The sequence below is a fragment of the Alterirhizorhabdus solaris genome (genome assembly GCF_007785815.1).
GTDB classification, from domain to species: domain Bacteria; phylum Pseudomonadota; class Alphaproteobacteria; order Sphingomonadales; family Sphingomonadaceae; genus Alterirhizorhabdus; species Alterirhizorhabdus solaris.
In genome coordinates, this window is record NZ_VNIM01000115.1 from 1 (window position 1) to 11,435 (window position 11,435).

Annotated in this window: 12 protein-coding genes; 4 read left to right on the forward strand and 8 right to left on the reverse strand. The window is 71.4% G+C overall.

Annotation, left to right across the window (positions count from 1 at the left end; all coding sequences use genetic code 11):
- Positions 1-65: 65 nt before the first annotated feature.
- Positions 66-809 (reverse strand): triose-phosphate isomerase, encoded by a 744-nt coding sequence (gene tpiA / locus FOY91_RS18630; RefSeq protein WP_145155137.1) that lies wholly within the window; start codon positions 807-809, stop codon positions 66-68.
- Between the two features lie 144 nt (positions 810-953).
- Between tpiA and FOY91_RS18635 the strand changes: the two genes are divergently transcribed.
- From FOY91_RS18635 to trpD, 4 genes are read left to right on the forward strand one after another with little or no spacing between them, the layout of a single operon-like run.
- Positions 954-2,900: a peptidylprolyl isomerase gene (locus FOY91_RS18635; protein WP_145155139.1), complete on the forward strand. Its 1,947-nt coding sequence runs from the start codon at positions 954-956 to the stop codon at positions 2,898-2,900.
- Positions 2,901-2,907: 7 nt separating this feature from the next.
- Positions 2,908-4,440, forward strand: coding sequence for an anthranilate synthase component I (gene trpE, locus FOY91_RS18640; RefSeq protein ID WP_145155141.1), 1,533 nt, complete (start codon positions 2,908-2,910; stop codon positions 4,438-4,440).
- A gap of 60 nt (positions 4,441-4,500) precedes the next feature.
- Entirely contained in the window at positions 4,501-5,094 is a 594-nt protein-coding gene (locus FOY91_RS18645; protein ID WP_145155143.1) for an anthranilate synthase component II, read from the forward strand.
- The gene (gene trpD / locus FOY91_RS18650; RefSeq protein WP_145155145.1) at positions 5,091-6,086 is read left to right on the forward strand and encodes an anthranilate phosphoribosyltransferase; all 996 of its coding nucleotides are present in this window, start codon (positions 5,091-5,093) and stop codon (positions 6,084-6,086) included. The genes FOY91_RS18645 and trpD overlap by 4 nt, the downstream gene beginning before the upstream one ends.
- A gap of 353 nt (positions 6,087-6,439) precedes the next feature.
- Here the strand turns inward: trpD and FOY91_RS18655 are convergent, their stop codons facing one another.
- Genes FOY91_RS18655 through ccmC form a run of 7 tightly spaced genes read right to left on the reverse strand, consistent with a single transcriptional unit; the run spans position 6,440 to position 11,309 of the window.
- On the reverse strand, positions 6,440-7,069 hold the full coding sequence (locus tag FOY91_RS18655; protein ID WP_203234629.1) for a tetratricopeptide repeat protein: 630 nt from the start codon (positions 7,067-7,069) through the stop codon (positions 6,440-6,442).
- A complete protein-coding gene (locus tag FOY91_RS18660; RefSeq protein ID WP_145155147.1) occupies positions 7,069-7,476 on the reverse strand; it encodes a cytochrome c-type biogenesis protein in 408 nt (135 codons plus the stop codon). Before FOY91_RS18660 ends, FOY91_RS18655 begins: the two co-directional genes overlap by 1 nt.
- Positions 7,473-8,039 carry a DsbE family thiol:disulfide interchange protein gene (locus tag FOY91_RS18665; RefSeq protein WP_145155149.1) on the reverse strand — a complete coding sequence of 189 codons (567 nt, stop codon included), beginning with the start codon at positions 8,037-8,039 and terminating at the stop codon, positions 7,473-7,475. The genes FOY91_RS18660 and FOY91_RS18665 overlap by 4 nt, the downstream gene beginning before the upstream one ends.
- On the reverse strand, positions 8,036-9,961 hold the full coding sequence (locus FOY91_RS18670) for a heme lyase CcmF/NrfE family subunit (RefSeq protein WP_145155151.1): 1,926 nt from the start codon (positions 9,959-9,961) through the stop codon (positions 8,036-8,038). Before FOY91_RS18670 ends, FOY91_RS18665 begins: the two co-directional genes overlap by 4 nt.
- Positions 9,958-10,419 carry a cytochrome c maturation protein CcmE gene (gene ccmE, locus FOY91_RS18675; protein ID WP_145155153.1) on the reverse strand — a complete coding sequence of 154 codons (462 nt, stop codon included), beginning with the start codon at positions 10,417-10,419 and terminating at the stop codon, positions 9,958-9,960. Before ccmE ends, FOY91_RS18670 begins: the two co-directional genes overlap by 4 nt.
- Entirely contained in the window at positions 10,416-10,574 is a 159-nt protein-coding gene (ccmD, locus tag FOY91_RS18680; protein ID WP_145155155.1) for a heme exporter protein CcmD, read from the reverse strand. The genes ccmE and ccmD overlap by 4 nt, the downstream gene beginning before the upstream one ends.
- An 18-nt stretch (positions 10,575-10,592) precedes the next feature.
- Positions 10,593-11,309 (reverse strand): heme ABC transporter permease CcmC, encoded by a 717-nt coding sequence (gene ccmC, locus FOY91_RS18685; RefSeq protein ID WP_145155157.1) that lies wholly within the window; start codon positions 11,307-11,309, stop codon positions 10,593-10,595.
- Between the last annotated feature and the right edge of the window lie 126 nt (positions 11,310-11,435).

The following is an 11,435-nucleotide window of genomic DNA, read 5'->3' on the forward strand; positions in this document are numbered from 1 at the left end:
GGCGGGCACCTCGCCGCGCACGGCCAGCGGGGTCAGCAGCAACACCACGGCGGCGAGAAGACGCCTCACGCCGCCGCGCCCTCGATGATCGGCACGAACTGCGCCGCCGTCAGGCTGGCACCACCCACCAGCGCGCCATCGACGTCGGCGACCGCCATCAGCTCGGCGGCGTTGTCCGGCTTGACCGAGCCGCCGTAGAGGATGCGCACCTTCGCGCCCTCCGCGCCGAGCAGCGCGCCCAGCTTTTCGCGGATCGAGGCGTGCATCTCCGCCACGTCGGCGACGGAGGGGGTCCGGCCGGTGCCGATCGCCCACACCGGCTCGTAGGCGACGACGAGCGTTTCGCCCTTGCCGTCGCGCGGCACCGAACCGTCGAGCTGGCCCGCGACCACCGCCAGCGCGCGGCCGGCGTCACGCTCGGCCTCCGTCTCGCCGACGCAGACGATCGCGGTCAGCCCGGCGGCGATCGCCGCCGTGGCCTTGGCCTGCACCTCGGCATCGGTCTCGTGATTGTCGGCGCGTCGCTCGCTATGGCCGACGATGGCGAGCCGCGCGCCCGCCTCCACCAGCATCGCGGCGGAAACGCAGCCGGTATGCGCGCCCTTGGCCGCCATGTGCACGTCCTGCGCGCCGATCGGCAGGCCGGGCACGCGCGCCGCCGCCGCCGCGATCAGCGTGAACGGCGGGCAGATCGCCACGTCCAGCCCGGCGTTGGCGTTGGCCGCGTCGAGGATCGCGTCCAGCTCGACGAGCGCGCCCAGCGACCCGTTCATCTTCCAGTTGCCCGCCACCAGCTTCCGCAATGCCATCGCCTGTCGCCCCGTCCGATCGTGATATCCGCCGCCCGTAGCAAGCCGACGGGTCGGCAACAACCGGAGGCGATGCGCGCCGCGCTTGTCGCCCTGCCCCCGCCCCTCTATGGCGACGGCCGGTTTATACGGACGGATCGCCCGATGATTAGCTTCTTCCGCAAGGCATTGTCTTCCTGGCTGGTGCTGGGGCTGCTCGGCCTCGTGATGATCGCGTTCATCATCACCGGCGTGGCCGGCCCGGGCGGGGCGGGCGGCACCCCCAGCGGCGGGGGCGAGAGCATCGCCAAAGTGGGCAAGGAGTCGATCGGTGCGGGCGACATCCGCCGCCGCGCGCAGAGCGGGCTGGCGCAGGCCCGCCAGCAGAACCCGACGCTGGACATGGCGACTTTCGTAAATGCCGGCGGGCTGGACCAGACGATCGGCCAGTATGTCGCGGCGCGCGCGCTGGAATTTTGGGCGCGGGCGCAGGGACTCACCGCCAGCACCAAGCTGGTGGACGGCGAGATCGCCAGCATCGCCGCGTTCAACGGCCCCACCGGCAAGTTCGACCCGGACGTGATGCGGCAGGTGATCGCCCAGCAGCGGCTGACCGAGCCGATGCTGCGAGAGGAACTGGCCGGCGATGCGATCCGCCGCCAGTTGCTGATCCCGGTGGCGGGCGCGGCGCGGGTGCCGGCTGGCATCGTGGTGCCCTATGCCTCGCTGCTGCTGGAGGCGCGCACCGGGCTGATCGGCATCGTGCCGAGCGAGGCGATGCCCGCAGGCCCGCCGCCGACCGAGGCGGAGGTGAACGCCTTCTACACGAAGAACATCGCCCGCTTCACGATCCCGGAACGCCGGGTGATCCGCTACGCACTGTTCGGCCGCGATACCGCACCGCCGGCCGCACCCGGCGATGCGGAGATCGCCGCTTTCTACAAGGCCAACGCCGCCACTTATGGTGCGCGCGAAACCCGCACGCTGCAGCAGATCATCCTGCCCGATCAGGCTGCCGCCAACGCCTTCGTGGCCAAGGTGCGCGGGGGCACCGCCTTCGTCGCCGCCGCACAGGCCGCCGGCTTCACCCCCGCTGATATCACGCTTGGCGAGATCGGCCGCGACGCGCTGGCGAAGGCGACGTCGGCCGCCGTGGCCACCGCCGCCTTCGCCGCGCCCGCCGGCGGGCTGACCGCGCCGGTGAAGGGTGATCTGGGCTGGCATGTGGTGAAGGTGGAGGCGGTGAAGCCCGTCGCCGCCCGCCTGCTCGAATCGGTGAGGGGCGAGATCGCCGCCGGCCTCGTCCGCCAGAAGACCGACGAGGCGCTCGCCAACCGCGTCGCCGCGATCGAGGATGCGATCGCCGACGGATCGAGCTTCGACGATGTCGTGAAGTCCGAGAAGCTGACGGTGCAGACGACCCCGCCGGTGCTGCCCGACGGCAGCGCGCCCGGCGCGGCCGGCTGGCGGCCGGCGCCCGAGCTGCCGCTGCTGCTGCGCCATGCCTCGGAAGCGACGGCCGATGACGATCCCGTCGTCGAGACGATCGGCAAGGGCGAGCGCTATGCGCTGGTGAAGGTATCGCAGGTCGTCTCCGCCACCCCCGCCCCGCTGGCGCAGGTACGCGCCGGGATCGTCGAGCAGCTGACGCGGGTAAAGGCGTCGGCGCGGGCGAAGGCCATCGCCGAGGCCATCGCCGCGAAGGTGAAGGCCGGCGTGGCCATGCCCGCCGCCTTCGCCGCCGCCGGGGTGAGGCTGCCCGCGCCGCAACGCGCCGCCGCCCGCCAGATCGATCTGGCGCAGGCCAACCGCGAGGTGCCGCCGCCGCTGGCGCTGATGTTCAACATGGCGCCGGGCGACACCCGCGTGCTGGCCGCGCCGCAGAACGGCGGCTGGTTCGTCGTCAACCTCGCCACCGTGGTACCGGGCGACGCGCGGCGCCAGCCGGGGCTGATCGAGTCGACCCGCACCCAGTTCAACCGCGTGCTGGGCGACGAGTATATCGAGCAGTTCGCCAATGCCGCCGCAAAGCAGGTGGGCGTGACGCGCGACGACAAGGCGATCGCCCGGCTGCGTGCCGAGCTGGCCGGTGGCGGCGCGGCGGCCGAGTGACGGGCGAGTGACCCCGCCGGAATTCGCCACGGCCGACACCGCGGCCGATGCTGCCGCGTGGGCCTGCCTGCGCGACGGCAAACCGACGCTCGTCTGGCGGCGGCAATTGGCCGATCTCGATACGCCAGTGGCGGCCGCCATGCGGCTGATCGAGCCGGGGCGCGGCGATTATCTGCTCGAATCGGTCGAGGGCGGCACGGCGCGCGGGCGTTACAGCCTGCTCGGCCTCGCGCCCGATCTGGTGTTTCGCGCCGAGGGCCGGAACGCCGCGATCAACCGCCGCTGGCTGACCGACCGCACCGCCTTCGAGCCGTGCGCCGACGATACGCTGACCGCGATGCGGGCGCTGGTGGAGCAGTGCCGGATGGATGTGCCGGAAGGGCTTCCCCCCACGCTTGCCTGCCTCGTCGGCTATTTCGCCTACGAGACGGTGGGGCTGGTCGAAAAACTCCCCCGCCCCGCGCCCAATCCGCTGGGCCTGCCGGACATGCTGTTCGTGCGGCCGACGCTGATCCTGATCTTCGACCGCTTGGCCGACGAACTGTTCCTCGCCGCCCCGCTGTGGCCGGACGCCCACGATCCGGACGCGGCTGTCGCCGACGCGATCGAGCGGATCGAGGCGACCGCCGCGCGGCTGGCGACGCCGCTGCCGTCGCCGGCCCAAAGCCCCGCGCCGCTGCCCGCGATCGTACCCGAACCGGCGCTGCCGCCCGGCCGCTACCGCGAGATGGTGCTGGCCGCGAAGGACTATATCGCCGCCGGGGATATCTTTCAGGTGGTGCTGGCGCAGCGTTTCTCGGCGCCCTTCCCGCTGCCGCCGTTCGATCTGTATCGCGCGCTCCGGCGGATCAACCCGTCGCCGTTCCTCTATTATCTCGACCTGCCCGGCTTCGCGCTGATCGGCTCGTCCCCCGAGATCCTCGTGCGCGCGCGTGACGGCGAGGTGACGATCCGCCCGATCGCCGGCACCCGCCCGCGGGGCAAGACCGCCGCCGAGGACAATGCCAACCGCGACGCGCTGCTCGCCGACCCCAAGGAGCGGGCCGAGCATCTGATGCTGCTCGATCTGGGCCGCAACGATGTCGGCCGGGTGGCGGCGGCGGGCACCGTGACCGTGACCGACAGCTACACGATCGAGAAATACAGCCATGTGATGCACATCGTGTCCAACGTGGTCGGCCGGCTCGCGCCCGACAAGGACGCGATCGACGCGCTGTTCGCCGGCTTCCCCGCCGGCACCGTTTCGGGTGCGCCCAAGGTGCGCGCGTGCGAGATCATCGCGGAACTCGAACCGGAAACGCGTGGCGCCTATGCTGGCGGCGTCGGCTATTTCTCGCCCGACGGATCGATGGATTCGTGCATCGTGCTGCGCACCGCCGTGGTGAAGGACGGGGTGATGCACGTGCAGGCGGGCGCGGGCATCGTCGCCGACAGCGATCCCGCTTCGGAACAGCGCGAGTGCGAGGCGAAGTCGGGCGCGCTGCTGGCGGCCGCGCGCGAGGCGATCGTGCGGGCGGGCGAGAGCGGCTTCGGCCAGTGAGCGGCTTCGGTGTGAGCCGCCCGGCTTGCACGCCCGCCGCCATCGGCTAAAGCCCGTGGTATGATCCTCGTCATCGACAATTATGACAGCTTCACCTGGAACCTCGTCCACTATCTCCAGCAACTGGGGGCCGAGGTGGAGGTGGTGCGCAACGATGCGATCGGCGCGGGGCAGGCGCTGTCGTCGGGTGCGGACGCGTTCCTGATCTCGCCCGGGCCCTGCTCGCCGACGCAAGCGGGCGTCTCGCTCGATCTGGTCGCCGCCGCCGCCGATGCCGGGCGCCCGTTGCTGGGGGTGTGCCTGGGCCATCAGGCGATCGGCCAGTTTTTCGGTGGCCGGGTGGAGCGTGCGCCCGCGCTGATGCACGGCAAGACCAGCCCGATCCTGCACGACGGCAGCGGCGTGTTCGCCGGCCTCCCCTCCCCCTTCACCGCCACCCGCTACCATTCGCTAACGGTGCCGGAAGACAGCGTGCCGCCCACCCTGATCGTCAACGCGCGGGCGGACGACGGCGTGGTGATGGGGCTGCGCCACGCCACGCTGCCGATCCACGGCGTGCAGTTCCATCCCGAAAGCATCGCCACCGAGCATGGCCACGCGCTGCTCGCCAACTTCATGCGCGCGGCCGGGCTGCCGGTCCGCGAGCTGGCATGACGACGATCGCGCTGCTGCCGGACGCGCGCGCGCCGCTCGACCACGCCACCGCGCGCGCCGCCTTCGCCGACATGCTCGACGGCAAGGTGGCCGACGACGCCATCGCCACCTTCCTGACGACGATGGCCGAGCGCGACGAAACCAGCGTCGAGATCGCCGCCGCCGCCGCCGAACTGCGCGCGCGGATGGTGCCGGTGTCGGCGCCGGCCAATGCGATCGACGTGTGCGGCACCGGCGGCGACGGCGCGCACAGCCTCAATGTCTCCACCGCCGTCGCGATCGTGGTGGCGGCGTGCGGCGTGCCCGTCGCCAAGCACGGCAACCGCGCCGCCTCCTCGAAGGCGGGCGCGGCCGACACGCTGGAGGCGCTGGGCCTCGACCTGAAGCGGGCGGAGGCGCGGGCCGAGGCGAGCCTGGCCGATCTGGGCATCGCCTTCCTGTTCGCGCAGTCGCACCACCCGTCGCTCGGCCGGCTGGCGGCGGTGCGGCGGGCGATCGGGCGGCGGACGATCTTCAACCTGATCGGGCCGATCGCCAACCCGGCCGGCGTCACCCGCCAGCTCGTCGGCGTGGCCCGCCCCGATTATCTCGCCACCTATGCGGAGGGGCTGCGGCGGCTCGGCACCACCTCGGCGATGATGGTGTCGGGCGACGAGCCGCTTGACGAACTCTCCATCTCCGGCCCCAGCAGCATCGTGCGGCTGGGCGCGTGCGGCGACCGGAGCGAGCGGATCGTGCCCGAGGACGCCGGCCTGAAACGTCACCCCGCCGATGCGTTGCGCGGCGGCGACGCGGCGTTCAACGCCGCCGCGCTGCGCCGGATGCTGCGCGGCGAAGCCGGCGCCTATCGCGACGCCGTACTGCTCAACGGCGCCGCCGCGCTGATCGTGGCCGGCGAGGCGGACGACTGGCGCACCGGCGTGGAGGAAGCCGCCGAGGCGATCGACAAGGGGCTGGCGAATGCCCTGCTCGACTGCTGGATCGCGTTCTAGGGGCGGATGATAGAGGGTCGATCATCCAACCGCTCATCCTGAGAGGCGACCGGGAATTCGGGGTTGACCCCATGCCCCGAGCGAAGGGTCGGCTGGATCGGTCGGCATCGTCACGAAAGCCGAGGCCAACTTTGACTTCCCGGTCATCCCGAGGAGGGACCGGGCCTGACGAAAGCCCGTCTCGAAGAACGCCTCCGCCACCCTCTTTCAAGACGGCATTTCGGCAAGCGCAATGGCTCCTCGGGATGCGCGGCGTGTCTCGACTTCGCTCGACAGAAGGAGGCGGCGACAGGAGGCGGCAGCAAGAATCCGGGCAGCCATCTGCGGAACGGGCTCCGCCCCCGCGCGCTCGCCTACTGACCCATGCCCATCTGCTGCGCGCGCAGCTGGGTGAGGCGGGACTGCACTTCCTCGCGCCACGGCGCGTCGGCGGGCGCCTTATCGAGCAGCGCCTGCCACGTCGCCTCGGCACGGTCGAGCTGGCCCGCCTGCGCGAAGGCGAGGCCGAGGAAGAAGGGCGGCCCGGGATGATCGGGCGCGATCGCCGCCGCGCGATCGAACGCGAGCCGCGCCGCCGGCGACATCAGCCCGCCGCCGTACACCACCAGCGCGTTGCCGAGCCCCACCCACAGGTCGGCCGAGCGCGGCTTCTTCTCCAGCCCGGTCCGCAAGACAGCGATCGAATAGGCGTCCAGCCCCTGCCGGTGGAACGCGTCGGCCATGTCGAGCACCTGCGCGTCGCTGCCCATCATGCTCATCATCACCGGGCGCGAGGTGGCGAAGGCGCTATCGGGCTGCTTCGACTGCTCCCTGGGCGGCGTCGGGCTGCCGGCCATGCCGGGGCTGCCCTGCCACGCATAGCCGGCGATGCCGAGGAACAGCGCGGCACCCACCAGCTCCAGCCCGCCCTTCGGCAGCCGCCCGAACTTCCACAGCGCCGCCAGCACGAGGCCGGCGAGGAACAGCAGGATCAGCCAGCCCATCAGCGCCCCCTCCGGCGGAAGCGCCCGCGCGCCAGATACAGGCCGGCGGCGATCAGCAGCACCGGCATCGCCCACAACGGCCACGTCACCGCATCGAGTGGCGGATCGTAGCTGACCCAGTTGCCGTAGCGCGCGATCAGCCAGGTACGGATATCGTCCGGCTTCTCGCCCGCGGCGATGCGGCGGCGGACGAGCGCGCGCATGTCGCCCGCCATCTCGGCGTTGCTGTCGGCGATCGACTGGCCCTGGCAGACGAGGCAGCGCAACGTCTCCATCAGCGCGGTGGCCTGCTCCTCCTGCCGTGCATCGGGCAGCTGCGTATCCGCGAGCGCCGCCGATGGCATCAGCGAATCGGCCTGCGCGGGCGCGGCGGAGAGCAATAGCAGGGTAAGGAACGTGCGCCTCATCGCGCGTTCCGCACGGCGGCGAGGATGGCGGGCACGTCCTCCGGCTCGATCGCGCCGATATGCTGGTGGCGGATGATGCCCTTGCCGTCGATCACGAAGCTTTCGGGCACGCCGGCCGATCCCATCGCGATCTGCACGCTGGAATCCACGTCGCTGCCGATCGCCGCATAGGGATCGCCCCATTTGGCGAGAAAGCCGGCCACGTCCTGCGGCCGGTCGCGGATGGCGATGGCGTCGATCGGCACACCGGCCCGGGCCAGTTGCAGCAGTTGCGGCGCCTCGGCCGCGCACGGCACGCACCAGCTTGCGAACACGTTGAGCAGCCTCGGCTGGCCCTGCCGGAACGCCGCATCCGCCAGCGGCGGGTGGCCGGGCGCGCCCTCGGGCAGCGCGAAGCCGGGCAGCGGCTTGCCGACCATCCGCGAGGGGATGTCGCGGCTGCCCGGCCGGATGAGGCCGCTGGCGAACATCGCGAGGAAGATCAGGAACAGCACCAGCGGCGCCCACAGGATCAGCCGCAGGCCGCGCTTCGCCGCATCGGACCGGGGCACGTCCGCGCTCATGCCCATGCCTCCGCCCGCGCCGCCCGCCGCTCGCGCCGCACCCGCCCGACGAGCGTGAGGAAACCGCCGAACGCCACCAGCCCACCGCCCGCCCAGATCAGCGTGACGAACGGCTTCCACCACAGCCGCAGCTGCCAGCGCCCGTCGTCGCTCCCCTTGCCGAGCACGACGTAGAGCTGCCCGTCCCACACCGTCTGGATCGCGGCCTCGTTCGTCTCGGTCGGAGGCGTCCAGAAACTGCGCGCCTGCGTGGTGAGCAGATAGGGCCGCCCACCGCCCCGCGTGGCGGTGAGCGTCGCCTCGATCGCGGTCCAGTTCGGCCCGGCGACCGGCTTCACCCCGTTAAACCGTAGCGTCCACGGGCCGACCGTCTGCGTCTCGCCTACGCGAGCCGCGACCAGCGTTTCCTTGATGAAGGCCGTTTCGCTCGCCATGCCGGCCAGCGCCACCGCGATGCCGAGGTGGGAGATCACCATGCCGTAGGTGAACAGCGGCGTGCGGCGCAGGTTGCGCTTCCACAAGGGCGCCACGCTCGCCGCCGCCACGCCCGCGGCGAGGATGAGGCCCAGCAGCGGAAAGATCCCGATCGGCGGCGCCAGCAGCACCAGCCCCAGCAGCGCCAGCGCCACCAGCAGCACCGGCAGCGCCAGCCGGCCGACGAGATTGCGCAGCTCGTCCCGCCGCCAGCGCATCAGCGGACCGGCCGCCATCACGGCGACGAGGATCAGCGCCAGCGGCCCGGCGGCGGCATTGAAATAGGGTGGGCCGACCGACAGCTTCTCGCCCGTCACCGCCTCGGCCCCCAGCGGGTAGAGCGTGCCGATCAGCACGACGCCGAGGATTGCGGACAGCAGCAGGTTGTTGACGACGAGCGCACCCTCGCGGCTGACCGGATCGAACCGCGAACCTTCGCGTACCGTGCCCACGCGCAGCGCGAACAGCGCCAGCGCGCCGCCGATATACAGCACCAGCAGCGCCAGGATGAAGCTGCCCCGGCGCGGATCGACCGCGAAGGCATGGACCGAGGTGAGGATGCCCGAGCGGACGAGGAAGGTGCCCACCATGCTCATCGAGAAGGCGACGACAGCCAGCATCACCGTCCATGCGCGCAGGCCGTCGCGCGTGGCCAGCACCGTGACGGAATGGAGCAGCGCGGTGGCGGCCAGCCACGGCATCAGCGAGGCGTTCTCCACCGGATCCCAGAACCACCAGCCGCCCCAGCCGAGTTCGTAATAGGCCCAGTAGCTGCCGGCGGTGATGCCGAGCGTGAGGAATATCCACGCCCCCAGCACCCACGGCCGCATCGCGCGGGCAAAGGCGGCGCCCACGTCGCGCGTCACCAGCGCACCGACCGCGAACGAGAAAGCGACCGACAGCCCGACATAGCCGATGTAGAGCGTGGGCGGATGGAAGGCGAGGCCGGGGTCCTGCAACAGCGGGTTCAGCCCCTGCCCCTCGGCCGGCACCGGGAACAGCCGCGAGAACGGGTTGGAGGCGAACAGCAGGAAGGCATAGAAACCGAGGCCGATGAAGGCCTGCGCCGCCAGCGTCGCCACCAGCGTGCGCTCGTCCAGCCGCCGCTCGAACAGCGCCACCGCGCCGCCTGCCGCCGCCAGGATCGTCACCCACATCAGCATCGAGCCTTCGTGGTTGCCCCACGCGCCGGCGAAGCGGTACATCAGCGGCTTGGCCGAATGATCGTTGGCGGCGACCAGCGCGACCGACAGATCGACCCGCACGAACACCACGATCAGGCACAGGAAGGCGAGCGCCGCGAGCACCGCCTGCACCATCGCCACCGGCCGCACCGACAGCAACATCGCCTCGCGCCCGCGCGTCAGCCCCAACGCGCCGATGGCGAATTGCAGCGCCGCCAGCGCCGCCGCCAGCCACAGTGCGGCAAGCCCCGCTTCCGCGATCACGTCCTGCCGCCTTTCGCCTTGGCCCCGGTATCGAGGCTCTCGCTCTTGTGCATCTCGCCCGCCACCTGCGGGGGCATGTAGCGTTCGTCGTGCTTGGCGAGGATGTTATCCGCCACGAACCGGCCCGTGGCGTCGAACCGCCCCTCGGCCACCACGCCGCTGTTCTCCTTGAACAGGTCGGGGGTGATACCGCGGAACACCACCGGCACCGTGTCCTTGCCGTCCGTCACCGTGAAGTCGATCGTCACGCCGTCGGCCGCGCGCTTGATCGAGCCGCCCGCCACCATGCCGCCCAGCCGCACCGCCTGCCCCACCGGCACCTTGTCGCGGTGCGCGTCGGCGGGCGTGTAAAAATAGGCCGCCTGATCCTTGAGCGCGGACATCGCCAGCAGCGCCGCGCCGACGATGGCGACCACCGCGAGCAGCGCGAGGACGAGGCGCTGGTGCTTGGCCTTCATTCGCCGCGCCCCCGATTACGATCCGGCCCCCGGCCCTTCAGCGCATCCGCCGCCTTCTCGGCGCGGCGCATCGCGGCAAGGCTCCACAGTGTCAGCGCCACGGTGCCGCCGATCGAAATCGCATAGGCGGCGGCGATGAAGGGCCAGTGGTTCATGCGGCCTTGTCCGTCGCGTCAGTCATGCGCCATCCGCTTCAACCGCGCCTCCACCTTGGCCTGCGCCAGCAGCGCGCGCATCCGCATCAGCACGATCGCGGCGAACAGCAGGGTGAACCCCAGCAGCGCCACCGGCAGCGGCCACAGGATCGAGCTGTCGATCGTCGATTTGGTCAGCGTGATGCTCTGCCCCTGGTGCAGCGTGCGCCACCACAGCACCGAATAATGGATCACCGGCAGGTTCACCGCGCCGACGAGGCCGAAGATCGCCGCCACCCGGCTCGATCCACCCCGCTCGGAACTCGCCCCGGCCAGCGCGATATAGGCGATGTAGAGGAACAGCAGCACCAGCATCGAGGTGAGCCGCCCGTCCCATCCCCACCACGTACCCCACGTCGGCCGGCCCCAGATCGATCCGGTGGCGAGGCAGATGGCGGTGAACAGCGCGCCCGGCACCGCGATCGCCCGCGCGGCGACAGCCGCCAGCGGATGCCGCCACACCAGCTGCATCAGGCTGGCGACGGCGAGGCCGGACCAGCCCGCCATGCCCAGCCACGCGGCGGGCACGTGCACGTACATGATCCGCACGCTCTGCCCCTGAAGATAATCCTGCGGCGTGACGAGCAGCCCGGAGACGACGGCGACCGCGACCAGCAACGCGCCAGCCCAGCCCAGCCACGGCGTCGCCGGACGGGCAAGACTCAGGAAGCGGGCGGGGTTGGCGAGAATGTGCATGTTATGTGATCGAGGCTTTAGATCAGCTTGGGGACTTGGGGAAGCATCCGCGCGTCTTGCCCGGTGACGGCGGGGCGGACTATGCGCCGCGTCACAGTCGATGCGATCCCCCGCCCTTCCCGCCGC